Origin of the sequence: Microbacterium yannicii, assembly GCF_024055635.1 — a bacterium.
Taxonomy (GTDB): domain Bacteria; phylum Actinomycetota; class Actinomycetes; order Actinomycetales; family Microbacteriaceae; genus Microbacterium; species Microbacterium yannicii.
Genome location: NZ_JAMXMB010000031.1, coordinates 87547 through 113649, shown reverse-complemented (window position 1 = coordinate 113649; position 26103 = coordinate 87547). Strand labels below are relative to the sequence as shown.

Below are 26103 nucleotides of genomic sequence, written 5' to 3'. Positions count from 1 at the left end.
GGTCATCGTGACGTCCTTCAGTGAACGGCGGGTGTCGCCGCCGCGGGCGTCACTTCGGCGTGGCGCGTGGCCACACTACTGGAGCGGAAGGATGCCGGGGGTCGGACGCGCGACGCAGGACCGGAGGGTTCGCGGCGACACACCGGCCGGCGGTTGTCGCCGGCCGGTGTGCGCACCATTCTCCGGCGGGAGCCCGCCGTGGGCGGGCTCCCGGATTCGTCGGAGGTCAGCCCTGCGGCACCGTCTGCGTCGTCGCGGCCGCGAGCTGCGGAACCTCCATCGTCGTGCGAGCGACGCCGTTGGCGAAGCGCAGTTCGATCTCGTGCCGGCCGGGCGTGAGGCTCTGCAGGAACGGTGCGCGGAGCGTGATCGCCGTGCCGATGTTGGTGTGGTGCACGGGAGCGATCGAGATCGCGGCATCCGTCCCCGCCACGAGGGCGAGGTCGCTCGACTTCGGCCCGAACGCCGGATACAGCGACGGGTCGATGGCCACGCCGTCGATCGTGATCTCGCCGACGCGGGTGAGCACGTCCTCGGGCAGCGTGTTCACGTAGAAGCGGCGGAACGAGGCATCCGTCACCAGACGCAGCTCCTGCTGTCCCGGGGTCAGCACCGTGTCGGCACCCTCGGTCACCCCGAAGTCGCGGTTGCCCTCGGGGAGCGCCGCGCCGTCGGAGGTTACGTTCTTCAGGCCGCTGCTGTCGGCCCAGACGGCAGCCCCTGACACACCGTCGAACGTCACGTCGTCGAACGAGCTGTCGGTCAGTTCGTCGATCAGCGGGATGCCGGTGTTCGTGAAGTGCACGTCGCGGAAGTGCAGTCGGTTCGAGGCGATGAACGGGATACCGGCGGCCGCGAGCTTCGCGTCGTCGTGGATGCCGTCGACCACGATGCCGCCCGTGCGGCTGCCGTCGACGGTCACGCGCGAGATGTCCCAGTCGTGGAACGAGGGCCAGCGCGTCTTGGTGTACTCGCCGGGGTAGTGCGTCGTGAAGATGAACGGCGCGCCGTCCATCTGGTAGCCGATGGTCAGCGGGTCGACCTGACCGTCGACCAGGTTGGTCAAGTCCTTCATGGCCATGTCGCGGACGGTCACGAAGCGCACGCCGCCGCCCGAGCCGGGCTTCGACTTGGCGCGGATGCCGTCGCTCGTGCCCACGGCGATGTTGTCTTCGACGAGCACGTTGTCGATCCACGACGTGGTGCCGCTGCCGAACGCGATCGCACCGTGGCCGCGGGCGAGGTAGTTGTCGAAGATCCACACCGAGCCGGCGACGGCGCCGATCGGGTCCTTCTGGTACTCGCTGATGTTGCCGGCGTTCAGCACGATGTTGTCGTCGCCCGAGTTGATGACGTTGTTGAGCGCCGTGAACCCCTTGAAGCGGGCGACGTTGATCGAGTCGCCGTTGTTGCCGTTGAACGACTGCACGGTGATGCCGTTGACGATGTAGTTCGACAGGTACTTGAAGCCCGTCACCGAGTTCGCCGGGTTCTGCAGGCGCAGGCCGCCGCCGATGTACATGTTGTCGATGTGCTCGCCCTCGATGAGGTTCGAGCGCTTCTTGTAGCAGTTGGAGTCGCCGGTCGGGCCGCCCGCCGCCACGCACTGCCGGTACATCTCTCCGGCGAGCAGTCCGTTCTCGGCGATCGTGCGGAACGTGCTGGGCAGGGACTCCGCCAGCCCCAGCTGGTCGCCGTAGGCCACGTTGGGCGCGCCGTCGGTGCGGTACTTCCACCCCTGACCGTCGATGGTGCCGGTGCCGATGATGCGCACCTTCTGCAGCCGCGCGCCGGACTGGCCTTCGACGTTGATGAGGTTGAGGAACTTCTCGGCGTTGGTCATCGTGAACTTCGTGCCCTCCGGGACGTACCCGGTGAGGTCGAGGGACGCCGTCAGCGTGCCATCGACCCGCAGCGTGACGCCGGTCTTGAGGAACACCGCCGCTGAGAGGACCCTGGCGTTCCGGGGGATCACGACCTCCGCCGAGCGGCCGGGGTTCGCCACGGCGAACGCCGATGCGTCGTCGATGGCCCGCTGCAGGGCGGCGGTCGATACGAGCGCGCCGCCGTCTGCCGCGGAGGCGACGGGCAGGATGCCGGCATATCCGTCGTTCGCGACCTGGAACTTCTCGGGCCGCTGATCCGGCATCGCGACGGTGCCCGTCGTATAGGCGTCAGGGAGAGCGATCTCGGTGCCGTCAGCGCGCACGCCGACCACGCGGAAGCGATAGTCGTGTCTGCGCTCGAGACCCGAGATCACCAGGTTGTGTGTGGTGGTCGGCTGCGCTGCCGCGTTGCTGGGGTCGGCGCGGAACACGTCGAACGCGTCCTGCGCCGGCGTGGCGTTGGAGCTCGCGAGCCCGACGCGCGAGAAGGCGCCGTACGCGGCATCCTGTCGCTTCTTCGTCGCGCGGTAGACGGCGTAGTCGACGAACTGCTCGTACCCGGCGGGCTTGCCCCACACCAGGGTGGCGTTGAGGCCGTCGGCGGTCGCGTCCTGGGTGATCGACTGGTCGAGCACGGCGGCACCGTCGGGTGCGCGGTCGACGTTGACGGGGCTCGTCGCCTGGGGCTCGTCCTTCTGGGCGAGGGTCGCGCCGGACGCGGTCCCGGCTGCGCCGACGGCGCCGAGCATGAGCGCCGCGACGGCGCACAGCGCCAGCGCGCCGGTTCGGATGGTGCGGAACTTCATCATTCCTCCGTACTTCGTGGGGTGGGGCGACACCGGCTCAGGCGGCGGGAGCCTCCTGAGCGGTGTCCTCGACGTCGATCTCGACATCGAGGACGGTGCGCAGCGGCCGGAAGGTCGCGACGCCGCCGGCCGATCCGTCGCCCAGCGGAGCGGCGGCGAACAGTCCGACATGGGTGCCGATCCAGCGGCCGGGCGTGAACGCCACCGCGTCGGCGAGTTCGATCCAGGTGCGCCCGTCGGTCGACCAGCCGAGCCAGGCCTGCTCGGCGCCGTCGGTACGCACGCGCACGTGGAGCGTGCCGTCGATCGGGACGCCGGCCGTCAGTGCGCGCTCGGCGCCGCCCGGCTCGGTCGAGGCGCGCATGACGGCGCGGACGACTCCGCCCGCCCGTTCGACGCCGACCCACGCGTAGTCGCGGCCGAGCAGCACGAGGCCTGCGCGGCTTGCGTCGCCGGTCAGCGCGGAGGCCTCGATGGTCGTGCTGATGACGGCCGCCTGCCCCGGCATCCGCTGGCTCAGTACGTGGCCCAGAAGGCGCAGGTCGCCGGTGTCGTCGGCGACCGCGGCGAGTCGCAGCGCGCCGTCCGCGGGTCCGGCGGTCCACGCCGCGCGCGGGTTCGCCTGCCACGTCCACGACGGCGCGAGCGACCCGGTGAAATCGTCGTCCTCATAGGGCAGTCGCCGGTCTGGGCCGTCCTCGACAGCACCTTCGGGCGAGGGATGCCGCAGCACGGGCTGACCGACGCCGTCGGGTCCCGGCATCCCCATCTCGGGCCAGCCGTCATCCGTCCAGCGCATCGGCTGCAGGTGGACGACACGGCCGATCGGGCCCCGGTCCTGGAAGTGGAGGAACCAGTGCTCGCCGCCGGGGGTGTCGACCCACGCGCCCTGGTGCGGGCCGTTGATCTCGGTGTCGCCCTGCGCGAGCACGATGCGGTGCTCGTACGGCCCGTACGGGTCGCGCGAGCGGAACACCGTCTGCCAGCCGGTCTCGACGCCGCCGGCGGGCGCGAAGATCCAGTACCAGCCGTCGCGCTGGTACAGCTTCGGACCTTCGAGGGTCGAGAACCCGTCGAGGTCCTCGCCGTCGATGACGACTCGCGGCCGCCCGACGACCCGCGTCAGGTCGGCGGAGACCTCGACCACCGTCAGCCGGTTCTTGAAACCCGCGCGGCTCTTGGCCCAGCCATGCACGAGATAGGCGCGTCCGTCGTCCGCCCACAGCGGGCACGGGTCGATGAGGCCGCGACCATCGATGAGCGCCCGGGGTGTGCTCCACGGCCCGCGCGGGTCGGTGGCGGTCATGACGAAGATGCCGTGGTCGGGATCGGGATACACGATCACGAACCGGCCGTCGTGGTGGCGCAGGCTCGGCGCCCACACTCCTCCGCCGTGGCGCGGGAGTGAGAAGTGCCCGGTGGGCGGCACCTCGGGCAGGGCGTTCGCCACGTGCTCCCAGTGCACGAGGTCGCTCGACCGCAGCACCGGCAGTCCGGGTGCGAGGTTGAAGCTCGACGCGATCATCCAGTACTCGTCGCCGACGCGGACCGCGTCAGGGTCGGAGTAGTCCGCGTCGATGACCGGGTTGCGGTACGTCGGAGCACGCCGAACGTCCATGGTGGCCTCCTGGGGCACGAGAAGAGGGGGAGGGATGCCGCGGGCCGGGCCGCAGAGTGCGGCCCGGCCGGCGTCTCACGAGATGTTGCTCTGGAATGCCGCGAACATCTGGGCCGCGGCATCCTTCACCGTCACCTGACCGAAGATGACCTTGTCGTACATGCTCTTGAACTCGGTGAGGCTCTCGGAACCGCCCTCGGGGGCGACCGGCGGCGCGGGAACGACCGCGTCGGCCATGTCGGTCTCGAACTCGTACGTGGCCAGGTCGCCCCCGGTGAAGCCCGACGACAGGTCATCGAGGATCGCCGAGTTGGCGGGCATGCCGCGGGTGATGCCCAGGATCTCGCCGGCCTCCGGGTCGTTCAGGAAGAAGTCGATGAACTTCGCCGCCTCCTCCTGGTGCGTGCTCGTCTTGGCGACCGTGAGCAGCTGCGTCACGCCCTCGAACATGCCCGCGGCCTCGGCGTCCTCGTCAGCGGGGAACGGTGCCAGCGCCACCTCGCCGAACGCCTGGAAGTACGCCGACGCGAGCGACACATCGTTGAACTCGCCGAGGGCGACGCCCTTGACCAGCGGCGAGTTGGCCGTGGTGCGGTCGTTCGCCGTCGTGATCTCGGCCGGCGTGAGCACGCCGTCCGCCACCAGTCCGGTGGTGAAGTTCCAGAACTCCTCGAGGTCCTTCTGCGTGAAGTTCACCTCGCCGTCGTCGGTGTAGAGGCTCTTGCCCCGCTGCAGCAGCCACGCCTGGAACCACGGCGCCTGGTCGCCGAAGTCGGCAGACAGGTACTTCGCGCCGCCCGACGACTCCTTGATCTCCTCACCGGCGTCGGCGAAGTCGTCCCATGTCCAGCCGAGCTCGGGGGCGTCCAGGCCTGCCGCCGCCCAGGCGGCCGGGTCGTAGAAGAAGGACTGCGTCGACCGGCCGGTCGGCATGCCGTAGATCTTGTCGTCCAGGGTGCCGGCCGCGAGCGCCGCCTCGGCGGTGTCGTCGGTGTGCAGCACCGCGTCGTCGCCCTTCGTGAACGGCGTCAGGTCGGCGATCACGCCGCGCTGCTGGTACTCCTTGAAGTACTCCAGCTTCATCTGGAACACGTCAGGCGTGTTGCCGCCGGCGACCTGCGTCGCCATCTTCTCCCAGTAGTTCGCGTCGGGAGCGAAGCTCGTCTCGATCGTGACGTTCGGGTGCTTCTCCTCGTAGAGATCGACGACCTTCTGGGTGGCGGCGGCGCGGTCATCGTTGCCCCACCACTGGAAGGTGAGGGTGACGGGCGCGTCGGGGTCGGTCGACGGCCCGGCGGACGGCGAGCTGCCGACACCGCACCCCGTCGCCAGCAGGGTGATGCCGGCGACGGCTCCTGCGGTGGCCAGGATCCGGCGGCGAATCCTCGATGATCCGTTCATGATTGCCTTTCGTTCGATGCCCTGTGCGGGCGGGGTCTGTGCCCGGGCCCCGGGCGGCGGCGGCGTTCGGGACGCCGTGGTTCAGGGGATGTCGGCGGAGGCGCGGGACTCGGCGCGCGCCCGCACCGCGGCGGCCGCGACGCAGAGCGGTCCGCCGGCGGCGATCGCGACCGGAGGCACCCACGTCACGATCAGTGCGACGCCGACGACGGCGGTGGCCAGCAGCGCGGTTCCGGAGAGGTCGGTCGATGCCCGGGAGACCGCCGCGCGGACTGCCTCGGACCACGCGATGCCGACGCGCCATTCCGCTGCAGTGCGCAGTGCGACGGTGGCGAGCACGATCGCCGAGATCGCGGCCGCGGCCGTCGCGGGCGCATCCAGTCCCGCCCGTACTGCGAAGAGGTCGGCGGCCAGCACGCCGAGCACGAGCACGGGAACGAGGAATGATCCGACGAAGCCGGATGCCGCGGCATCCCGCCATGCCTTCCAGTAGGTGCGCCACCCGACCGTCGCGTCCTCGGTCTCGCGCAGCCGCGCGAGACGTGCGCCGGCCGCGACCGCCACGAACCACGTCACGACCGGGAGCGAGCCGAGGAGGACGAGCACGCCGAGCAGCAGCGCGTCGGTGAACGCCACGAACCGCCCGCGATAGGTGCGGTGGGCGTCGGGACGGGCGATGGATCGCATCAAGCTCGACATTGCTCAGCCCTTCAGCCCGGATGTCGCGACACCCTCGACGAGGTAGCGCTGGAAGACGAGGAAGAACAGCAGCACCGGAAGGAGCGCCAGCACCGACATCGCGAACATCGCGCCGTACGAGGAGGTGCTGGACTGGTCGATGAACAGCCGCAGTCCGAGCTGGACCGTGTAGGTGGCGGGGTTGTTCAAGAAGATGAGCTGTCCGAAGAAGTCGTTCCAGCTCCAGATGAACGAGAAGATCGCGGTCGTGATGAGCGCCGGCTGCAGCAGCGGCAGGATCACGGAGAAGAACGTCCGGTAGGGGCCGGCGCCGTCCACGGTGGCGGCCTCGTCGAGCTCGCGGGGGATGCCCCGCACGAACTGCACGACGAGGAACACGAAGAACGCTTCGGTGCCGAGGAACTTCGGCAGCACGAGCGGCAGGAAGGTCCCGATGAGACCGAGCTGCTGGAAGATGATGTACTGCGGGATCAGGATCACGTGCATCGGCAGCATCAGCGTGACGATCATGAAGGCGAAGAACGGCCGCTGCAGCCGGAATCGCATGCGTGCGAGGGCGTAGCCGGCCAGCGTGCACGCGAACACGTTGCCGACGACCGACAGGACCGACAGGATCAGCGAGTTCGCGAGCAGCTGCCAGAAGGTGAGTGACCCCGCGCCCTCCAGCGCCTGCGTGTAGTTGCCCGGCGTCCATTCCTGCGGCCAGAACTGCGTCGCGGTGAAGATCTCGCCGCTCGACTTGAAGGACGCCGACACGAGCCAGGCGACCGGGTAGAGCAGCACGATCACCATCGCGATCAGGGCGACGTGCCACGCGGTGACCTTCACCGAGCGGAGCCCCTGCGCGCGGCGCAGGTTCTCGCGATGAACGCGCGTGGTCGAGGTGGCGGGCAGTGTGTCGGTCATCACTTCTCCTCGGCGGTGTAGTGCACCCAGAAGCCGGCGGTGCGGAAGACGATGAGCGTGACGACGCCGATGGCGACCAGCAGCACCCAGGCGAGAGCGGACGCGTAACCCATGTGGAAGAACGTGAAGCCCTCGCGGTACAGGTAGAGCGTGTAGAACAGCGTCGAGTCCGCGGGACCGCCGCGGCCGCCACTGATGATGAACGCCCCGGTGAACGACTGGAAGGCGTGGATGATCTCGAGCACCAGGTTGAAGAAGATGACCGGCGAGAGCATCGGCAGCGTCACGCTGACGAACTTGCGCCACCGCCCGGCGCCGTCGATCGAGGCAGCCTCGTACAGCTCGACCGGCACCTGCTTCAGCCCCGCGAGGAAGATCACCATGGGGGCGCCGAACTGCCAGGCCGCGAGCAGCACGAGCACGTACAGGGCGTACTGCGGGTTGTCGATCCAGCCGCCCGTCTCGATGCCCACCGAGCTCAGCCCGTTGTCTACGGGGCCGCCGGTGGAGAAGAGGGCCCGCCACACCAGGGCGATCGACACCGACGCGCCCAGCAGCGACGGCGCGTAGAAGGCCGACCGGTAGAAGCCGAGACCACGACGCGGCCGGTTCAGAAGCAGCGCGACTCCCAGCGCCAGGGCGAGCTTGAGCGGTGCCGCGAGCAGCACGTAGCGGATCGTCACCCAGGCGGACGTCCAGAACTCCGGTTCCTGGAACATCTTCGTGTAGTTGTCGAAGCCGATCCACTGCGGCGGGCTGAACAGGTCGTAATCGGTGAACGACAGGTACAGCGAGTACAGCATGGGGCCGATCATGAGCAGCGCGGCGCCCAGCATCCACGGCGTCATGAACACGTAGGCAGCGAGGTTGCCGCGGCGACGCGGGACGCGGGGGCCCGTCGCCTTCGGCTGCGTCGAGCCGGAAGCGGGTCCGGAGGCCGGCGGTGCGAGCGTCGTGGTCGCCACTGTGTTCTCCCCGTTGAGGTGTGTTGCGTCGTGATCGCCCAGCCGGGTCGATCACGATGGAAAGGGTTGCATAGATTCCACTGAAATTGCAACAGCCCGCAACAAATGCGCCATCTGGCGCGGAAGTTCAACGGTTCCCAGCGGTCGGCGTGCAGGATACGATGTGGAAACGTTCGCCGGTCACGGCACGACGAGGTGAGTGGGAACACGCGAGGGGACGAGATGGCCATCACGATCCGCGATGTCGCGGCGCGTGCCGCGGTGTCACCCGCCACCGCCTCGCGCGCCCTGACGGGGACCGGATCGGTCGACCCCGCCACGGCGGCTCGGGTGCGCGACGCGGCGCGCGAGCTGGGCTACGAGCGCAACCCGTGGGCCAGCAGTCTGCGCGGCGGCACCACCCGCAAGCTCGCCATGATCGTGCCCGACCTGATGAACCCGTTCTTCGCCGAACTCGTGCGCAGCGCGCAGGCGTACGCCCACGAGCTCGGCTACCTGGTCCTGGTCGCCGAGACCGACGACGATGCCGGCGCCGAGCTGGAGCTGCTGCGATCCCTCTCGGACCGCGTCGACGGCAGCCTGATCTGCACGCCCCAGACTGCCGAGTCGGCACAGGGCCGCCTCGTGGACGAGGGGCCGGCGGTCTTCCTGCACCGCACGAGCACGCTCGTGCCGTATGTCATCAGCGACGTGGCGCTGGGGGTGCGACTCGCGGTCGAGAACCTGGTCGCGCTCGGACACCGTCGCATCGCCTATCTCGACGGACCCGCGGAGTCGTGGTCCGCGGGCCTGCGCCGCGTCGCCATCGCCCAGGCGCGCGAGGAGTTCCCGGACGTCGACATCGTGACCGTCGGGCAGGTGCGTGCACGGTTCGAGGGGGGCGTCGCCGGCGGCGATCTGGTGATCGCGAGCGGAGCGACCGCCGTCCTCGCGTACAACGACGTCGTGGCGCTCGGGCTCCTGCACCGGCTGGCCCGTCGCGGCTTGCGCGTGCCCGACGACATCAGCATCGTCGGCTTCGACGATGTGCCCGCCGCGGCGATGGCGTCGCCGGCTCTCACCACCGTGGCCCAGCCGCTCGCCGAGAGCGCCCGCGCCGGCGTCGACATGCTCGTCGCGCTCGCGCGGGGTGCGCAGCCGGCGGACCGGGCGGTCGTCGTGCTTCCGCCGACCCTGGTCGTGCGCGAGAGCACGGCCCCGCCCGCGGCCGGGCTGCCACGCACCGGGACGGACCCGGTATGACATCGCGGACGAAGGCCGGGCGCTCCACGATCCATGACATCGCCGCCGACCTCGGCGTCTCGGTGTCGACGGTCTCACGCGCGCTGACGCCTGGCGGGACGGTCAGCCCCGAGACCCGGCGCCGCGTCGAAGAGGCCGCGGGGCGGCTCGACTACCGAGCCAACCGCGCGGCCCGCAGCCTGTCGACCGGGCGCATGCACAGCATCGGGCTGATCGTGCCGGATCTTCGCGATCCGTTCTTCGCCGAGGTCGCCAAGGGCGCGCAGATGCGGGCCCGCAGCGTCGACCACACGGTGTACATCGCCGACACCGACCGCTCGGCAGAGCTCGAGTTCGAGGCGATCGACATGATGCGCCGCGATGTCGACGGCTTTCTCGTCTGCGCGCCGCTGGGCGACGACGAGGCGCTGCGCGAGCACCTCCGCGGCACCGCGGCGGTCATGATCCATCGTGAGCTCGCCGGTCTGCCCAGCGTCACCTCCGACCTGGCGAGCGGCATCGCGCAGGCGGTGCAGCACCTTCACGCTCTGGGACACCGTCGCATCGCCCACGTCGCCGGCCCGGACTCGTCGTGGGGCGCGCGCCGGCGTCGCGCCGCGTTCGACCGTGAAGTCTCCGACGGCGACCGGGTGCTCCTCGGGCCGATCGCGGACCCCTTCGAGGGCGGCGTCGCGACGGCCGACGCCCTGCTCGCGAGCGGCGCGACCGCGGTGATCGCCTACAACGACCTGGTCGCGCTCGGCCTCGTCACGCGACTGCGTGCGCGGGGGGTGAGCGTTCCCGACGGCATGAGCGTGGTCGGGTTCGACGGCCTCGACGTGGCGACCCTGGCGACCTCGCTCACGAGCGTCGCCGTGCCCCGTCAGGTGGCCGCGCGGTCGGCCGTGGATCTGCTGCTGCGGGCGCTCGATGAAGGCGGGGAACCGGCATCCGTGGTGCTGCCCACTCAGCTGATCGTGCGCGATTCCACGGCACCGCTGCGGCGCTGAGACCGGCGTCGTCGAGCCCGCCGGCCCGGCGCCGGACCGTCAGCCCATGCCGGTTAGGCCGGAGTCTTCGTGCTCGCCGTAGCGCTCGAGGGGTGCGGGGTGGTTTGCTTCGTCCATGACTGGGGAAACCCCGCCCGCGCCGGCCTTCAACGGGCGCCTCGCCATCCTTCTCGCCATGGCGATGTTCGTGCTCGTCGTCGACACGTCGATCATGAACGTCTCCATCTCGGCCGTGGTCACCGAGCTCGATACGACGGCCAGCGGCGTGCAGGGAGCGATCGCCCTCGAAGCGCTCGTCTCGGCCGCGTTCATCCTGCTCGGCGGCAAGACCGGCGACCTCATCGGACGCAAGCTCGCCTACACCCTCGGCCTGCTCGGCTACGCGGTCGGCGCGGTGGCGATGACGTTCGCCCAGAACCTGACCACCGTCATCATCTTCTGGGCGGTGATCGGCGGTATCGGCGCATCCCTCCTCCTGCCGTCGATGCAGTCGCTCATCCACGGCAACTTCGCCGGCGACCACCAGAAGCGCGTCTACGCGCTCGTCGGGGCCTCCGCGGCGATCGCGGCGGCGGTAGGCCCGCTCCTCGGCGGTTTCATCACGACGTTCTGGTCGTACCGGGTCGCGTTCGCCCTCGAGGCCCTCATCATCGCCGTGGTGCTCCTGGGCCTCGGTCTCGTGAAGGACGTGAAGTACCACGGGGACCGCTCCATCGACCTCGTCGGCGCCGGACTGTCGGTCGTGGGCATGGGCGGTGTCGTGCTCGGCATCCTGGTCTGGCAGGAGGGCGGCGGCTACGTCGGACTCATCATCGGCCTCGGCATCGTCGCGCTCGGCGGGCTCGCGTGGTGGCTCAATGCGCGCAAGAAGCGGGGCAAGCCCGTGCTGCTCGACCCGGCTCTGTTCTCGTCCAAGCCCTTCCGCACCGGGGTCAGCGGGCAGCTCCTCCAGCAGATCGCGCTCGGCGGCACGATGATCGTGCTTCCGCTCTACCTGCAGATGGTGCTCGAGTACAACGCGCTGCAGGCCGGCCTGTCGATCGCCCCGCTGTCGCTCAGCATGTTCGCCGTGGCGATGTGGGCCGGTCGTCGGAGCAAGGGGCGTCCGGCGAACCTCATCCTCCTGGGTTTCTCGCTCGCCCTCGTCGGGCTCGTCGCGATCGTGCCCCTGGTCCCGATCGCCGACTCCGGCTGGTACCTCGCGGTGCCGCTCGTGATCGCCGGGTCGGGGCTCGGACTGCTCGTCTCGCAGCTCAACAACTACACGCTCTCGCCGATCTCCGACGAACGCGTCAGCGAGGCCGCCGGCGTCAACTCGGCGGCGGGTTCGTTCGGGCTCTCCTTCGGTCTCGCGTTCGCCGGCGCCATCATGCTCGCCACACTCGCCACGTCGTTCACCGCGCTCTCCGATGCGAGCACCGTGCTCACTCCGGAGCAGCAGCAGCAGGTCTCCACGGTGCTGGAGGACGACGCGGAGCTGATGTCGAACACCGGCCTCGAAGAGCTCCTCGCCGACGAATCTCCGGAAGCCTCGGCCGAGGTCGTCCGGATCAACACCGAGGCCCGCCACCTCGCGCTGCAGGTCGCGCTGCTGATCCCCATCCTGGCGGCCCTGCTGGGCGCGCTCAACGCGTTCCGCATGCGGCGCCTGCCCGACCCGAAGCCGAACGAGGCGGCCGAGGGGACGATGCTCGGCTGAACGTACCTTCCGCGTTAAGATGTCCGCGAGTGACCCGATTCCGGGTGAGATGTCTTGCCAGGCTGCGTCGAGTTTCGGCGGAACGTGTCTAGATCGGTGAACCTTCGGGGTCGGTCTGGTCTTGGCGGACGCGGTCCGCGACCTCGTGCCGGGAGTTCACACCCCATTTGGCGTAGATGTGCCGGATGTGTGTCACGACGGTGTGGGGGGACACCAGGAGCTCGTTGGCAATCTGCTGGGTTGTGAAGCCTGCTTCGACGAACTCCGCGACTTGACGTTCTCGATGCGAGAGCCCGGTGGCGTCGGCAGCGGAGACGAGTCGCTGGTTTATGCCCTTTGCTCTGAATCGCTGCAGCACTCTGCTGACGTCTCTTGGTGCACCGCATGCGTTGTAGATGCGCATCGCCTCTGTCAGTGCGCGCGTGCCGACGTCGCGATCTGTCGCGAATAGTCCGGCAGCTTCGAAGAGAAGGGCTGCCACCAGCGGACGGCAACCGCTTCGCACCTGTTCTGCGGCCGCGAGGAGGTCTGCGGAGGAGTGGTCGCGCACACCTCGTACCGCCGTTGCAATCGCCGAGACGAAGAGATTGCCGAGGTTGAGTTCGGCGCGTGCCCGCGTGACCTCGACGACGACTTCCAGCGATGATCTGTCTCCAGCGACGTCGCAGAGATACGCCAACATGAAGTCGTCGGCAAAGTCAGATGGCGTCGTCATCGACGGGGCCGCTTCCCGCATCGTGTCGATGGCCGTTGATGCGTATTCGTAGGCCTCATTTGGTCGACCGCGTTCCATGGCTTCCATAGCGAGACTCCACCGGCCGGTGCGGGTCAGACCGACGCCATGGGCCAGCTGCTCGATCAGCGGTCGAGCCCTCTGGCGGATGTCGACGTCGCCTGTGCGGAGACCGATACGGTGCAGAACGACACCCGCGGTGGCGTTCATGAAGTCACCCAGCCCGAGCTGCTCTCCCAGTTCGAGGACGGTTTCGGCTTGCGTGCGTGCGTCTTCAAGACGTCCCAGGTGGTACAGCGCCGTGGATCGGACCATCATCCAGAATGCTTCAGCGATCACATTCTTGGCGGCTCGGGCTTCGGTCAGGCCGTCATCGGTGAGGACGAGTGCTTCGTCGCAGCGTCCGGTGGTGTTGCGCATGAACGCCATCCACAGGCCTTCTGGGAGCCAAATGCCTGTCGGAGTGCCTGTCTGCGCGACCCTCTCCATCGCTTTGCGCTGTAGATCTTCTGCGGCGTCGAAGCGTCCTTGGTAGAACGTCAGCACCGACTCGGTGGCGTCGAGCGTGGCGAGAGCAAGCGTGTCGCGCTTCTCGTCGGCCACCTCCCGCGCCAACCTCAGAGTCTCGCGCACGCTTCTTTCATCAGCCTTGTTCGCGAAGTTGAGAGCGCGAACCGAAAGAAGCTGCACTCGCATCTCGTCGGAGATCCCGGGAACGGCCAGCCCGGCCGCCGTCTCCCGAATCGCGCCGTCGAAATCGCTTTCAGTGAGTTGGCGGGATACGGCGAGGTTGATCCGGGCCCGTTCGTCGGGGCCGAGCAGGGGCCTGAGTGAGCGGCTGATCTCCATCGCGTCCTCGACGCGTCCGCTGGCAAGGACGAGGGGAAGGAGCGCGGCGGTTCGATCGGCGTGAACGGGGTTGCCGGAGGTGAGCTGAGCGCCGAGGATGACGAGGCCAGCCGCACCCGCCATGTCCGTGCGCGAGAGTTGGTTGGCGGCCAGGAATAGCAACTCCAAGGATTCGTCGTCGCCGGCTTCGGCGACAGATGCAATCGTTGACGCGAGCGTGGCTACCCCCTCGCCACCGCGAAGACGCCGATGGATGACTTCACGGGCCATTGCCCGCCTGAGCGTGGGGGAGAGACTGTCCGTCGCAGCGGTCTGCACGCTGTCGTGCCGGAAAGACAACGTCCGGCCGGTGTCTACGATGAAACCCAGATCGAGTAGTTCTTGGACCCCTGGCGCAGCCTGAGTCGCGGTCTGGCCAAGTACGTCCAAGACGCCACTCAGGGGAAAATCGCGCCCATAGAGGCTTCCGACCTGAGCAATCCGGAGGGCATCTCGACTCACCTGCTGGAGGCGGTCACCTGCGGATGTCCCGAAGCGGACCGGAACCGAGTCGTCGTCAACCTCGACCACCCCGTTCGTGGACTGCAGAAGAAGACCGTCCTCCGCGAGTGCCTGCAGGATTTCGAGAATGAAAAGGGGGTAACCCGCGGCGCGCTTGATGGCATTCGCCACCGACTGCCCTGGCATGCTCCCCAGGGTGTCGCGTGCGATTGCTTCCACTGCGTTGTCGTCGAGCGGGTTCAGATCGAGTACCGTTCCGAGCTCGCGGATCTGTGCGATGAACCGTTGATGGGCGGCGCTGTACACACCGGTGCGAGTTGCCAGGAGCCAGTACACCGGAACACCCTGTAGGTCGTGGATGAGCGCCGTGACGGCGCCGAGCGAACCTGCGTCCAGCCATTGCAGGTCGTCGACGACGACGAGTACTCCGGACTCAGCAGCAGCCATCTCGAGGCCGTCGGCAATGAGGCGTGTCAGCAGATACTTGGGCGCGACGCCCTGCATGATCGAGGCGATTTCTGCGCTGCGAAGCAGCGGGGGACTGGTCCGGGTTGCCGCGCCGATGAGCGCGCCGAGAGGCGACAATGCCGCGTCGATATCGGGGGCGACCACCATCGTCGACCAGCCGTGACTATCCACGAGCTGCAAGGCGTGCTGCAGCAGGCGAGTCTTCCCAATGCCCGGCTCTCCGGAGAGCAGCGTGACGGAACCGTCCCCCGAGAGTGCGGCCGTGATCCCACGTGCGATTTCGGTCGACTCCGGCACTCGGCCTCGGAGGGGCGCGAGGGATCGCCCGGCGCTGCTTCCTGAAAGCGCATCGAGGCCGGCTCGGCGCGCCGGCCGGCCTTTACCGAGCACCCGGCAACGTTACCGCGCTTCAGACCGCCGCGGATGACGCTTCCGTTGCCACCTCGACAACATGCGATGTCGGTGAGGAAGGCGGGGGATGTAGCGGAATTGGACCCGGATCTACCGTTCCAGATGCGGGCCTCAGACCCGATGACGTGGCCCCACGTCTCGCATCCTCGCCGGGCACCCGGCACTACTGGAAGGAAATCCGATGAGCGTTATCGTTCGCGACGACCTCGTGCTTTCGCACGCGGTGGTCACCGCAGATGTCACCGCCCCGTTCGAGCACGTCGACATCGAGCAGTGGCTGAAGACCCTGCCGACCCACGAGTACCAGCGCTGTGCGCCCGGCGACCACAAGGCCGCCGGTTACACGGTCGACGATGACGGCACGCCTATGTCGATCAACGTCGAGATGATCGGCTCCGGCTTGGTGATCCAGCAGTACCGCTACGAGGTCGCCAGCCCGCACTACTGCAAGATGGTCTCCATTTCCGACGTGTACTCGCCCGCCGGCTGGACCACCACCCAGGTGATCTGGGAGCTCGGCATTGAGCAGCTCGAGGGCGACCAGCTGCGCTACGTCAACACCGTCACCTCGCACCCGACCGAGGACTTCCTGAAGTTCATCATCGGCAGCGGCCAGACGTTCGAAGACGCCGCCGCCGCCCGCCAGCACGCCTCCGGCGCGCACTGCGAGGTCGAGACGCCGCACTACGCGCAGAGCATCGCGGCGTTCGCGAACGCCCGTGCCGCCGAAGCGGCCAAGGCCTGACCGGCGTCGAGGCCTCAGCAATGACCACCCACGAGGTGCACGCAGAACATCACACCACTGACGCGCACGAACACGGCGATGGATGCGGGCACGAGGCGGTCGATCACGGCGACCACGTCGACTACATCCACGACTCCCACCGTCACGCGCGGCACGGGGATCACTACGACGAGCACTGAGTAGCCAGTTGATCGAAGGGGGCAACAAGCCCCCTTCGATCACGGCGGCGCTAGAAGGGACCAGCATCTCGATGTCCTCCGCGATCCGTTTCGCTCACCCGGGCCCACCCGACGTCCTGCACCTGGTGCAAGTCGACCGGCCAGCGCCGGGACCGCACGATGTGCGCATTGAAGTTGCGGCGGCGGGCGTGAACAACGCTGATCTTCTCGAACGGCGAGGTCACTACCCGGTCCCGCCTAACGCGCCGCCGGGCTTGGGGCTGGAGGTTGCCGGGATCATCACCGCGGTAGGCGGTGAGGTCACTTCCTGGCGGCTCGGTGACCAGGTCTGCGCTCTCGTCGCTGGGGGCGGTTACGCCACAGAGGCGATCGCGCCGGCGGCGCAAGTGATGCCGATCCCGACCGGATTGACGATGATCGAAGCAGCAGCGCTGCCGGAGGTCGCCTGCACCGTCTACTCGAACCTCGCCATGATCGCCGGCCTCACTGCCGGGCAGTCCGTCCTTATCCACGGCGCCGGCGGGGGCATCGGATCGTTCGCGATCCAATGGGCCGACGCGATCGGTGCCCGCGTGATCACCACCGCCGGCAGCGGCGCTAAGACTCAGGCCGCGCGGGACTTGGGTGCCATGGAAGCGGTGAATTACCGCACCGACGACTTCGTCGCCGCGACTCTAGACGCCACCGACGGCCGCGGCGTTGACGCGATTCTCGACATCGTCGGCACCACCTATCTGCGCCGCAACATGGAGTGCCTCGCTGACGACGGGCACCTGGTGATCATCGGGGGCTCGGTGGGCCCGGTCACTTTCGATCTGTGGGACCTGCAATCGCGACGCGCCAGCATCTCAGCCACGCTCCTGCGGGGCCGGCCCGCTCGCCAGAAAGCGGCCATTGTCGCCGGCGTCACCCGTGATGTGCTCCCTCTGGTCGAGGCCGGCAAGATCCGTGCGATCGTCGACACCGTCTTTCCGCTGGCTGAAGCGTCAGTCGCTCATGAGCTGCTCGAGTCGGGCCGGACGGTCGGCAAGGTCGTCCTCGAGACAAGCCGCCACCAGCCGTGGTGAGAGGACAGAAGCCATGACTAACATCGCGGCCGGCACCAGCGCCCGCACCGATCCTGTTCGGGCGCTCGCGCCGTTGACGGTGCCGATCTTCCGCGCGCTCTGGATCGCGGCCCTGGTGAGCAACATCGGCAGCTGGATGCAGACCGTCGGCGCGCAGTGGTTCATGGTCGAGCAGAACAGTTCTCCGCTGCTCATCGCGCTCGTGCAGACCGCGTCAGCCGCGCCCGTGCTCCTGCTCGGAATCCCTGCCGGAGTTCTCGGTGAGCTCCTCAACCGCCGCCGCCTGCTGATCTGGGTACAAAGTGCGCAGGTGCTCATCAGCGCCGGGCTGGTCGCCTTGACCGCAGCCGGCGAAATGACCCCGTACCTATTGCTGGTGCTGACACTGCTCCTCGGCGCCGCATCAGCTGTGCAACTGCCGGCTTACGGGGCGATCTCCGCCGAGATCGTCCCGACCCGGATGATCCCGAACGCGGCATCCCTCAGCGCGATCTCGGTGAACCTGGCCCGCGCCATCGGGCCAGCCATCGCCGGGCTGCTCCTGTTTCGCCTCGGCGTTGCCTTCGTGTTCGCCCTCAACCTTGTATCGTTCGCGGTGTTTCTGCTGGTCCTCATCGGCTGGCGCACCTATCGCCCGGACCCCCACGAGCCGGAACGATTTCTCGATGCAACCCGTGCAGGCGTGCGCTATGTCGCTCACTCAGGCGTAGTTCGCCGGATCTATGTGCGGCTCGGGTCGTTCGTCGTTCCCGGCAGCGTCCTTTACGCTCTGCTGCCCCTGATCGCGACAGATCAGCTGGGGCTGGGTTCTGCCGGGTACGGCGTGCTCCTTGCGGGGCTTGGCGTGGGGTCGGTCGCCGCCGCCTTCCTCGCTCCGGTCGTCCGCGACCGTATCGGCCCCAACCGCACCGTGTTCATCTCCTCCGCGGTGTTCGGTGCAGGAACTCTCGCTGTGGCGCTCTCTCCGGTCATCGCCGTGACGTTGCCGGTCCTCGCGGTTGTCGGCGCGGCATGGATCGGAGTCGTCGCCACACTCAACGGCGCAGTTGAAGCCTTCCTTCCCGTGTGGGTGCGGGCGCGAGGCCTATCGATCTACCAGATGGTGCTGTTCGGCTCCTTGGCGGTCGGCGCTGCGGTCAGCGGGGTCATCGCCCTGTGGATCGGCACCGTCCCCACGGCCGCAGGCGCGGGTGTCCTGGTCATCGTCGTCGCCGCAACACAACTGGCCTGGCCACTATTGTCCACAGCCGAAAAGAAGCGGCCGACCGCACCGTTACCTCTCGCGGAGGACCAAGGCGCCGACATCGATATCGAACGGCAGACGCTCGTCCTCGTCTGGTACGACGTGACCGCGGCCAACAGACCAGCGTTCCTGGACCAGATCACACTCGTTGAGCGCAGCAGGCGGCGCACCGGCGCGCGCACATGGGCCCTCTACCAGGACCGTGAAAATCCGCAGGACGTCGTCGAAGTCTTCAGCGTCGGCAGCTGGCAGGAGCACCTGCAGCAACACGCCACTCGTCCCACTCAATACGACGACGAGACAATCCGCGCAGCCAGTGAGCACGCCGACTCGATCGCCGTCCACCACCTTGTTCAGATCGATCACGCCCAAACCCCCCGCCCCGCCAACTCAACACACCGGCGACAGCACAAGAAGCAGGAGAAACCGGCATGACAACCACCATCAACGACCTCATCGGCGCCTGGAGATTTGTCAGCGCAGACGAGATATTCAGCGACGGCGAGTCCCGACCACAGTTCGGCCCCGAAGCCAGCGGCTACCTCAGTTACAGCCCCAACGGCATCGTGACCGCAGTCCTCGGCAGCATGCGGCGCCCTGCAGGAGGCGCACCCGACCTGCGTAGCGCGAGCGACGCGGAGGTCACCGCCATGGCGCGCGACTTCATCGCCTACGGCGGACCATTCACTCTCGACCCCGAGACCAACACCGTCACCCACCACATCGACATCGCTCTGTTTCCCGGATGGCAGGGCGGCAACCAAGCACGGCACTTCACAGTCGACGGCAACATGCTTCACGGCTCGACGCCCCCTGCGACCACCGCCGACGGGCGCACCTTCCACGTCGAGCTGACCTGGGCTCGGCTCTAGCCAAGACCCTCGCCTTCACGCCGCGCCCGCGCGAGCACCACCCGGGCACCCGCAGCCTCAGCGCCGGTCGACTGCAGCCCTCGCTCGCATCGCAACGCAACGCAGCACCAACCCCATCGAAAGGAACACCATGCCGTACTTCACCACGACCGACGGTGCCGAGATCTTCTACACCGACCAGGGAACGGGCCAGCCCATCGTCCTCAGCCACGGCTGGCCGCTGTCCTCCGACGCCTGGCAGGTCGAGATCAAGCGCTTCTACGACGCCGGCTACCGCGTGATCGCTCACGACCGCCGCGGCCACGGTCGCTCGTCGAAGGTCGCGACCGGTCATGACATGACCACCTACGCCAAGAACCTCGCCGAGCTGATCGAGCACCTCGACCTTCACGACGTCGTCGTGATCGGTCACTCCACCGGCGGCGGAGAAGTCGTGCGTTATGCCGCGCAGTTCGGAAAGGGCCGCGTGGCAAAGGTCGTGACCGCCGGGGCCGTGCCGCCGATCATGCTCAAGTCCGAGTCGAACCCCGAGGGCACCCCGATCGAGGATCTCGACGGCATCCGCGCCAACGTGCTCGCAGACCGCTCTCAGTTCTGGCTCGATCTCGCCGTGCCGTTCTACGGCGGCAACCGGCCGGGCGTTGACGTCAGCGAAGGACTCAAGGAGGACTTCTGGCGCCAGGGGATGCTCGTGAACCTCATCGCCGCGTATGACTGCGTGAAGGCGTTCTCTGAGACCGATCAGGCCGACGACCTCAAAGCCATCGACGTACCCATCTTCATCGCCCAAGGCGACGACGATCAGATCGTGCCGATCGCCGCTGCGGCGAGGAAATCGATTGAACTCGTCAAGCACGGCACCCTCAAGGTCTACCCCGGCGCCTCTCACGGCATCTGGGGCGCCTACCAGGACGAACTCGACCAGGACATCCTCGCGTTCATCGCGAAGTGACGACCGAGAACCGTCATGAGTACCCCATCCCGCCACGTCGCCTCTCTCGTCGAGGCCGCACCCGCCTTCGAAAGCGACCTCGGCTTGGTCGCTCAACTCAGCACCGGCAACTTCCCGATCCTCGACGGCATGACCCTCAAGCGGATCGTGCTCGAGCCGGGAGCGTTCCGCGAGCCACAGTGGAACGTCAACTCGAACCAGATCGCCTACGTCACCAAGGGCACCGTGCTGGTGTCCATGCTCGCCACCGGCGATGAGTTCGCCACCTTCCTCGTCAAGACCGGGCAGATGTACCACGTCGCCTCCGGTGCGGTCTACCACATTGAGAACGTGGGAGAGGAGACGGCCGAGATCATCGCGGCGCTGCGCACCGGCGACCCACAGCATTTCTCCTTCCAGAACAGCGTCAACGTGATGAGCAACGCCGTTCTCGGCAACACCTACGACCAGCCAGCCTCCGCGTTCGACGGTTTCCCGCGCGGTGACGCACCGCAAATCATCCGCCGCACCGGCAGCGCGAGCATCCCCGACAACGTTGGGCTGCCCAACGCCCACCTCTTCGACGCCGAGGGGCAGATCGCACCGCTGGCCTACCCCTACGGTCACGCCAAGCTGGCCCGCAAGCAGTTCTGGGCGGCACTGGAAGACCTGTCGATGTACTCCCTGAACATCGGCGGCGGTGGCATGCGGGAACCGCACTGGCACCCAATCACCGCCGAGCTCGGGTACGTCAAAAGCGGTCACGCCCGCATGACGATCCTTGACCCGGACGGCACCGTCGACACCTACGAGCTCAACCCCGGACAGGCCTACTTCGTGCCACGCGCCTACCCGCACCACATCGAAGCGCTCAGCGAGGAGGGGATCGAGTTCCTGATCTTCTTCGACCAGTTCGTGCCCGGCGACGTCGGCTACCGCGCTACCGCCACCGCCTTCTCCCGCGAGGTGCTCGCCGCGACGTTCCAGGTGCCCGAACGCGACCTGCCGCAGTTCCCGTTCACCCCCATCGACCCGCTCATCGTGTCGCGGAACAACGCCCGCGACCCGATCGCCTGACCGATGACAACCCCTCCCGCCGCGATGACGCCGGCGCGACGATCAAGCCGGACAGCTCTGGTCGCCGTGGTGCTCGCCTTCGCGGCGGGAGCCACCGACGCGTTCGCTTTCCTCCAGCTCAGCGGCGTCTTCACAGCGAACATGACCGGCAACGTCGTTCTCAGCGGTCTCGTCGACCGGCCCGGCTACGGCTCCACCATCGCCGGAATCATCACCGCCGTCGTCGTCTTCGCCGCCACCCTGTTCCTCGCACTGCGATTCATGTCCTCCGATAACCCCACAGAAAGGACGGTCATCCTGCTCGTGCTCGCCGCCATCGCGCAGGCGGCAATCTTCGGAACCTGGGCCGTGCATCCGGGTGCCGCGTCGACGGTCGCCGTGGTCGCTCTGATTGCCCTGTCCACGATCGCGATGGCATGTCAGACCGCCGTCGCCAAGCGCATCGAAGGGGCTTCCGGCGTCACCACCACATACGTCACCGGCACCATTACCAGCCTCATGGCCGATGCCGCTGATCGGAAGCCTCAACCCGTCGGCATACGCCTCGCCGTCATCGCCGCACTTTTGCTGGGGGCGCTCAGCGGTGCCGTCCTCATGCGCGCCGACACGCTCTACGGCGCAGCGCTTCCCATCCTTCCCGCCATCGTCGCGGCCGTCCTCACCGGGAGGACCATCACGCCCAGCAGGTCCCCCGCCCGCCGTGGATCACAACATCTGCCGGCCGGTGCGCCGAACGGAGCGGCCCGAAGATGAATCACCCCCGCCGCTATCTGCTCCCGACCCTCCTCCACGGAATCCGATTCCTCGCCTCTAGGGCCGCACGAGCCCGCCACCCCCAGAAGAAGGTCTCCCGTGAACGACAACTCCCATCCGGATATCGACGCAACCGCGCCACCAAGCGGCACGGGGTGCGTCGACTGCGACCGCGAGAGCAGCTGGTGGGTGCATCTGCGACGGTGCGCGAAATGCGGCCACATCGGCTGCTGCGACGAATCCCTGAACCAACACGCCACGAAGCACGCCGCCGCGACCGGGCACGCCGTGATTCACAGCTTCGAGCCGGGCGAGGACTGGTTCTGGGACTACCGCACCAACGACTACACCGACGGCCCACGCCTAGCCCCACCTGAGAGCCACCCTCATACGCAGTCCGTTCCTGGACCGGCAGACCGTCTGCCCCGGAACTGGAGAGCGCTCCTGGAGGAGCGCGAAGGCCTCGTCTGACCCACCACCACCCACCACATTGGAGGTTCCACCATGAGCACCACCATCGACCAGAGCGCTCCCGCCGTCTACGCCGACGTCCCCGTGGGGATCGACGCGACCGGGGAGCGCACCGAGTTCGACAGCATGGGCACCGTCGACGTTCCCGCCGACCGGTACTGGGGAGCCCAGACGCAACGGTCGCTGCAGCACTTCTCTATCGGCAACGACCACATGCCTATCGAGGTTTACCGGGCCTACGGCATCGTCAAGAAGGCCGCCGCCCTGGTCAACCGGGAAGCAGGACGGCTCCCGGACTGGAAGGCAAAGGTGATCGTGCAGGCCGCCGACGAGACCATCGCCGGGAAACTCGACCAGGAGTTCCCGCTGTACGTATGGCAGACCGGCTCGGGAACGCAGAGCAACATGAACATCAACGAGGTGCTCTCCAACCGCGCCATCCAGCTGCTCGGCGGCACCCTCGGGTCGCAGCACCCCATCGGCCCGAACGACGACGTCAACATGGCGCAGTCCAGCAACGACTCCTTCCCGTCAGCGATGCACATCGCCGCGATCACCGAGATCGACGAACGCCTGCTCCCGCGGCTACGGGAGCTGCACGCCGAGATCGACGCGAAGGCGAAAAGGTGGATGGGGGTTGTGAAGATCGGCCGCACCCACCTGGAGGACGCGGTGCCGCTCACCGTCGGCCAGGAATGGTCGGGCTATGCCGCGCAGCTCGAAGGCGTCATCCGCGAGGTCGAGCACTCCCGCGAGGGCCTGCTGCAGCTCGCGCTCGGCGGCACCGCCGTGGGAACGGGCCTCAACGCTCCTGCCGGGTTCTCGGAGAAGGTCGCCGCGAAGATCGCCGAGCTCACGGGTAAGAAGTACGTCACCGCCGCTAACAAGTTCGAGGCGCAGGGCTCACTGGACGCCATCGTGCGCGCCCATGCCGCCCTTCGCGGGGTTGCGGTGGCGCTGATGAAGATCGCCAACGACATGCGCTGGCTCGCCTCCGGCCCACGCACCGGGCTTGCCGAACTCGTGCTGCCCTCCAACGAACCGGGCTCGTCAATCATGCCGGGCAAAGTCAACCCCACCCAGTGCGAGGCGATCGTGATGATCTCCATCCAGGTACTCGGGGACGACTCAGCCGTTGCGTTCGCCGGATCGCAGGGCAACTTCGAGCTCAACGCGATGCGCCCCATCATCATCAACAACTTCCTACACTCAGCCCGAATCCTGGGCGACGGCGTAGAGAAATTCCTCACCTACTCGGTCAAGGGCACCGAGTTGAACGAGAAGAAGATCGCCTCCTATGTAGGCGAGAGTCTGATGCTCGTCACCGCGCTGAGCCCCGTGATCGGCTACCAGAACGCCGCGCACATTGCCGAGAGCGCCCTGGCCAACGACCAGACCCTCCGCGAGGCAGCGCTGGCATCCGGCAAGGTCACTGCAGAGCAGTTTGACAAGATCGTCGTCCCCGCAACCCTCGTCGGAAACGGCGTCGGCGGCGCCTGATGCCCAGAACACCTGTTCGCGCTGCGGCGCCGGCGACGAGTGATTCCGATCAGGATCTCGTCGCCGGAGCCGCAGCCCTGCTGCAAGCCTCGGGAGAATCCACAGCGGTGACCCTCGCGGCTGTGGAACGGATGAACCGGGGGCTGGGAACCGGGTTCGAACTCGTTCCGGCGTGGACAGCAGTGACCGTCACCGACCATGCCGTTGCCAACCCGTCGCCTGCGCGGATCGCGCCGGCGGCGCCAACCGGAATCTCCATGCGCGCCGTCGCCGTGCTCATGCGAACAGTCGACATGCTCGGCGAGAATACGGGGGGCCGCTCAGACCTCATCGCCGCACTCAGCAGCGCGCGCGAGGCCCGCCCCGCGAACCTGTGGATTTTCCTCCTCGCCTGCGCGACAGGCGCCGGCTCCCTGGCGATCATCTTCGGCGCCCACGATGCCACGGCAGTGTTTCTCGCCGCAGGCAGCGCCGCCCTTGGTGGCGCAATCCGCCGCCTGCTCAGCCGGCTGCACATCGGACCGATCGGCCAGGTGTTCGTCGCCGCCTTCGTCGCCGGCATCATCGGGGGACTAGCGGTGCACGCTGACCTCAGTTCCTCGTTGCGGCTGATCGCCGTCTGCCCGGCGATGATCCTGGTACCCGGCCCGCACATCCTCAACGGTGCCCTCGACCTGCTCGCGCTTCGCATCCCTCTTGGCTTCGCTCGACTCGGCTACGCAGCCCTGCTGCTTCTATCGATCGGGACAGGCCTAGCGATCGCGCTGGCACTCTTCGGCACCAACCTGCCGACCGACCCGACCGGGCGCGCCGTGCCCCTCGGGCTGGATGTCGTCGCCGCAGCGATCGCGGCGGGCTCCTACCCGGTGTACTTCTCAATGCCCTATCGACTCATCGCCTGGCCCGTAATCGTCGGCGCCGTCGCGCACGGGCTTCGCTGGTGGGCGATGAGCCTATGGGGCATGAACGTCGTCGTCGGCGCGTTTATCGCGTGCCTGCTGGTCGGGAGCGTCCTCGCTCCGATCGCGCACCGGCTCCACATCCCCTTCGCCGGCATCGGCTTCGCCGCCGTGGTCTCGCTTGTCCCAGGCGTGTTCGTTTTCCGTGCGATCGATGCCCTCGACAGCCTGCCGTTCGGAGGCACAGACCACCAGCTGCTCGGCGGGATATCCGACGGCACCACCGCCCTCCTGATCGTCATGGCGATGGCCGTCGGGCTCGCCGTGCCGATGCACCTCTACGGGCAGCTCGGGCAGAAGGCGCGCACGTGAACCGGGCAATCCTGCTTCCCACCGTGCTCAGTCTGATTGCCGGAGTCACCGACGTCACAAGCTGGCTTCTACTGGGCGGATTCTTCTCCGCCCACGTCACCGGAAACCTCGTCGTGGTCGCCGCCGACCTTGTGACTGGCACACCGCCCGACATCGTCGCGGTCTTGGCAATCCCGGTCTTCATCCTCACCACAGCAGCTGCGACCGTTGTCGCACGACGCATCGGGGCGCAATCTCCGAACGTCACAACGGTGCTCTTCGGGGCGCAGGCCGCATTCCTCGTAGCTGCCGGCATGCTCTCATTCACCACCCACGCGTCTGCTCACCCCAAAGAGGGCATGGCCATCGTTATCGGGCTTTGCGCCGTCTGCGCGATGGCAACGCAGAATGCCTACCTCCACATCGTTCCCCCGCGGGCACTGTCCACCGCCGTCATGACCGGCAACCTCGTCGCTGCGACCGTCGCCGCCACTGACATCCTCCGCACCCGCGGCGAAGCACCCTCGGCCCGCGCCAAGTGGACGGCCAGCTGGCCGCTCCTCGCCGGTTTTATCGGCGGGTGCCTCATAGGGGCTGTGGGAGCGACGCTGTTCAGTGACCAAGCAGCGCTGATCCCCGCGGCATTGGCAGTCATCTTGCTCTCCGCGCAACTTGCTCGGAGGCGCATTCGTGCCCGTTCTCGAACCGTGATCCGATAGCGCGTCTCGCCGCCCCCATCACCACGCGAGATCGGTCGCCGAGGCAGGGGATGTGGTGTGCGGTCCGCGACCTCCGCCGTCCCATCCGATCATCCGCGATCGCCCCCATCCGCTGATCGAGAC

At 67.8% G+C, this 26103-nt stretch carries 22 protein-coding genes; 14 read left to right on the top strand and 8 right to left on the bottom strand.

Translation table 11 applies throughout. The annotated features are described in order from the left end of the window. Window positions 1-226: 226 nt before the first annotated feature. The 6 genes from NCG93_RS12365 to NCG93_RS12340 all read right to left on the bottom strand — a co-directional run bounded on the left by NCG93_RS12365 (window position 227) and on the right by NCG93_RS12340 (window position 8281). Window positions 227-2692, bottom strand: a complete 2466-nt coding sequence (locus NCG93_RS12365) for a glycoside hydrolase family 28 protein (RefSeq protein WP_194412335.1) — start codon at window positions 2690-2692, stop codon at window positions 227-229. A 37-nt stretch (window positions 2693-2729) separates the two neighbouring features. After that, window positions 2730-4310 carry a glycoside hydrolase family 43 protein gene (locus tag NCG93_RS12360; protein ID WP_194412336.1) on the bottom strand — a complete coding sequence of 527 codons (1581 nt, stop codon included), beginning with the start codon at window positions 4308-4310 and terminating at the stop codon, window positions 2730-2732. Window positions 4311-4385: 75 nt separating this feature from the next. After that, window positions 4386-5711, bottom strand: a complete 1326-nt coding sequence (locus NCG93_RS12355) for an ABC transporter substrate-binding protein (RefSeq protein ID WP_194412337.1) — start codon at window positions 5709-5711, stop codon at window positions 4386-4388. Window positions 5712-5792: 81 nt separating this feature from the next. After that, window positions 5793-6410: a hypothetical protein gene (locus NCG93_RS12350; RefSeq protein ID WP_194412338.1), complete on the bottom strand. Its 618-nt coding sequence runs from the start codon at window positions 6408-6410 to the stop codon at window positions 5793-5795. A 3-nt stretch (window positions 6411-6413) separates the two neighbouring features. Then, complete coding sequence (locus tag NCG93_RS12345) at window positions 6414-7316, bottom strand: carbohydrate ABC transporter permease (RefSeq protein ID WP_194412339.1); 903 nt, start codon at window positions 7314-7316, stop codon at window positions 6414-6416. Then, a complete protein-coding gene (locus tag NCG93_RS12340) occupies window positions 7316-8281 on the bottom strand; it encodes a carbohydrate ABC transporter permease (RefSeq protein ID WP_372495988.1) in 966 nt (321 codons plus the stop codon). Before NCG93_RS12340 ends, NCG93_RS12345 begins: the two co-directional genes overlap by 1 nt. A 222-nt stretch (window positions 8282-8503) precedes the next feature. Here NCG93_RS12340 and NCG93_RS12335 point away from each other — a divergent pair, with 222 nt between their 5' ends. The 3 genes from NCG93_RS12335 to NCG93_RS12325 all read left to right on the top strand — a co-directional run bounded on the left by NCG93_RS12335 (window position 8504) and on the right by NCG93_RS12325 (window position 12211). Next, on the top strand, window positions 8504-9523 hold the full coding sequence (locus NCG93_RS12335; RefSeq protein WP_194412340.1) for a LacI family DNA-binding transcriptional regulator: 1020 nt from the start codon (window positions 8504-8506) through the stop codon (window positions 9521-9523). Further along, entirely contained in the window at window positions 9520-10512 is a 993-nt protein-coding gene (locus NCG93_RS12330) for a LacI family DNA-binding transcriptional regulator (protein WP_194412341.1), read from the top strand. The genes NCG93_RS12335 and NCG93_RS12330 overlap by 4 nt, the downstream gene beginning before the upstream one ends. Window positions 10513-10627: 115 nt before the next feature. Next, window positions 10628-12211 (top strand): MFS transporter, encoded by a 1584-nt coding sequence (locus NCG93_RS12325; protein WP_194412342.1) that lies wholly within the window; start codon window positions 10628-10630, stop codon window positions 12209-12211. An 88-nt stretch (window positions 12212-12299) separates the two neighbouring features. Here the strand turns inward: NCG93_RS12325 and NCG93_RS20355 are convergent, their stop codons facing one another. Beyond that, window positions 12300-15059, bottom strand: a complete 2760-nt coding sequence (locus NCG93_RS20355) for an ATP-binding protein (RefSeq protein WP_194412343.1) — start codon at window positions 15057-15059, stop codon at window positions 12300-12302. 295 nt (window positions 15060-15354) lie between these two features. Here NCG93_RS20355 and NCG93_RS12315 point away from each other — a divergent pair, with 295 nt between their 5' ends. Beyond that, a complete protein-coding gene (locus tag NCG93_RS12315) occupies window positions 15355-15918 on the top strand; it encodes a hypothetical protein (protein WP_194412344.1) in 564 nt (187 codons plus the stop codon). Window positions 15919-15932: 14 nt separating this feature from the next. Here NCG93_RS12315 and NCG93_RS12310 read toward each other — a convergent pair whose 3' ends face one another. Next, window positions 15933-16094: a hypothetical protein gene (locus NCG93_RS12310; RefSeq protein WP_194412345.1), complete on the bottom strand. Its 162-nt coding sequence runs from the start codon at window positions 16092-16094 to the stop codon at window positions 15933-15935. 74 nt (window positions 16095-16168) lie between these two features. Between NCG93_RS12310 and NCG93_RS12305 the strand changes: the two genes are divergently transcribed. The 10 genes from NCG93_RS12305 (at window position 16169) to NCG93_RS12260 (ending at window position 25980) form a co-directional block, all read left to right on the top strand. Then, the gene (locus NCG93_RS12305; protein WP_194412346.1) at window positions 16169-17164 is read left to right on the top strand and encodes an NAD(P)H-quinone oxidoreductase; all 996 of its coding nucleotides are present in this window, start codon (window positions 16169-16171) and stop codon (window positions 17162-17164) included. A gap of 13 nt (window positions 17165-17177) precedes the next feature. Continuing rightward, window positions 17178-18842, top strand: coding sequence for an MFS transporter (locus tag NCG93_RS12300; RefSeq protein ID WP_194412347.1), 1665 nt, complete (start codon window positions 17178-17180; stop codon window positions 18840-18842). Next, the gene (locus NCG93_RS12295) at window positions 18839-19279 is read left to right on the top strand and encodes a lipocalin-like domain-containing protein (protein ID WP_194412348.1); all 441 of its coding nucleotides are present in this window, start codon (window positions 18839-18841) and stop codon (window positions 19277-19279) included. The genes NCG93_RS12300 and NCG93_RS12295 overlap by 4 nt, the downstream gene beginning before the upstream one ends. A 130-nt stretch (window positions 19280-19409) precedes the next feature. Next, a complete protein-coding gene (locus NCG93_RS12290) occupies window positions 19410-20231 on the top strand; it encodes an alpha/beta fold hydrolase (protein WP_194412349.1) in 822 nt (273 codons plus the stop codon). Between the two features lie 15 nt (window positions 20232-20246). Further along, window positions 20247-21287, top strand: a complete 1041-nt coding sequence (locus NCG93_RS12285) for a cupin domain-containing protein (RefSeq protein WP_194412350.1) — start codon at window positions 20247-20249, stop codon at window positions 21285-21287. Window positions 21288-21290: 3 nt separating this feature from the next. Further along, window positions 21291-22040, top strand: a complete 750-nt coding sequence (locus NCG93_RS12280) for a YoaK family protein (RefSeq protein WP_194412351.1) — start codon at window positions 21291-21293, stop codon at window positions 22038-22040. 99 nt (window positions 22041-22139) lie between these two features. Beyond that, a complete protein-coding gene (locus NCG93_RS12275) occupies window positions 22140-22511 on the top strand; it encodes a UBP-type zinc finger domain-containing protein (RefSeq protein ID WP_194412352.1) in 372 nt (123 codons plus the stop codon). 84 nt (window positions 22512-22595) lie between these two features. Next, window positions 22596-24011 carry a class II fumarate hydratase gene (gene fumC / locus NCG93_RS12270; protein ID WP_443677191.1) on the top strand — a complete coding sequence of 472 codons (1416 nt, stop codon included), beginning with the start codon at window positions 22596-22598 and terminating at the stop codon, window positions 24009-24011. Continuing rightward, window positions 24011-25282: a threonine/serine exporter family protein gene (locus tag NCG93_RS12265; RefSeq protein ID WP_194412354.1), complete on the top strand. Its 1272-nt coding sequence runs from the start codon at window positions 24011-24013 to the stop codon at window positions 25280-25282. The genes fumC and NCG93_RS12265 overlap by 1 nt, the downstream gene beginning before the upstream one ends. Continuing rightward, a complete protein-coding gene (locus NCG93_RS12260; RefSeq protein WP_194412355.1) occupies window positions 25279-25980 on the top strand; it encodes a YoaK family protein in 702 nt (233 codons plus the stop codon). Before NCG93_RS12265 ends, NCG93_RS12260 begins: the two co-directional genes overlap by 4 nt. Window positions 25981-26103: the final 123 nt, after the last annotated feature.

Bases quoted from the DNA above. Each gene is read 5' to 3' on its own strand.
- NCG93_RS12365 (WP_194412335.1), bottom strand. From the start codon at position 2,692: ATGAAGTTCCGCACCATCCGAACCGGCGCGCTGGCGCTGTGCGCCGTC.
- NCG93_RS12360 (WP_194412336.1), bottom strand. From the start codon at position 4,310: ATGGACGTTCGGCGTGCTCCGACGTACCGCAACCCGGTCATCGACGCG.
- NCG93_RS12355 (WP_194412337.1), bottom strand. From the start codon at position 5,711: ATGAACGGATCATCGAGGATTCGCCGCCGGATCCTGGCCACCGCAGGA.
- NCG93_RS12350 (WP_194412338.1), bottom strand. From the start codon at position 6,410: ATGTCGAGCTTGATGCGATCCATCGCCCGTCCCGACGCCCACCGCACC.
- NCG93_RS12345 (WP_194412339.1), bottom strand. From the start codon at position 7,316: ATGACCGACACACTGCCCGCCACCTCGACCACGCGCGTTCATCGCGAG.
- NCG93_RS12335 (WP_194412340.1), top strand. From the start codon at position 8,504: ATGGCCATCACGATCCGCGATGTCGCGGCGCGTGCCGCGGTGTCACCC.
- NCG93_RS12330 (WP_194412341.1), top strand. From the start codon at position 9,520: ATGACATCGCGGACGAAGGCCGGGCGCTCCACGATCCATGACATCGCC.
- NCG93_RS12325 (WP_194412342.1), top strand. From the start codon at position 10,628: ATGACTGGGGAAACCCCGCCCGCGCCGGCCTTCAACGGGCGCCTCGCC.
- NCG93_RS12315 (WP_194412344.1), top strand. From the start codon at position 15,355: ATGAGCGTTATCGTTCGCGACGACCTCGTGCTTTCGCACGCGGTGGTC.
- NCG93_RS12305 (WP_194412346.1), top strand. From the start codon at position 16,169: ATGTCCTCCGCGATCCGTTTCGCTCACCCGGGCCCACCCGACGTCCTG.
- NCG93_RS12300 (WP_194412347.1), top strand. From the start codon at position 17,178: ATGACTAACATCGCGGCCGGCACCAGCGCCCGCACCGATCCTGTTCGG.
- NCG93_RS12295 (WP_194412348.1), top strand. From the start codon at position 18,839: ATGACAACCACCATCAACGACCTCATCGGCGCCTGGAGATTTGTCAGC.
- NCG93_RS12290 (WP_194412349.1), top strand. From the start codon at position 19,410: ATGCCGTACTTCACCACGACCGACGGTGCCGAGATCTTCTACACCGAC.
- NCG93_RS12285 (WP_194412350.1), top strand. From the start codon at position 20,247: ATGAGTACCCCATCCCGCCACGTCGCCTCTCTCGTCGAGGCCGCACCC.
- NCG93_RS12280 (WP_194412351.1), top strand. From the start codon at position 21,291: ATGACAACCCCTCCCGCCGCGATGACGCCGGCGCGACGATCAAGCCGG.
- NCG93_RS12265 (WP_194412354.1), top strand. From the start codon at position 24,011: ATGCCCAGAACACCTGTTCGCGCTGCGGCGCCGGCGACGAGTGATTCC.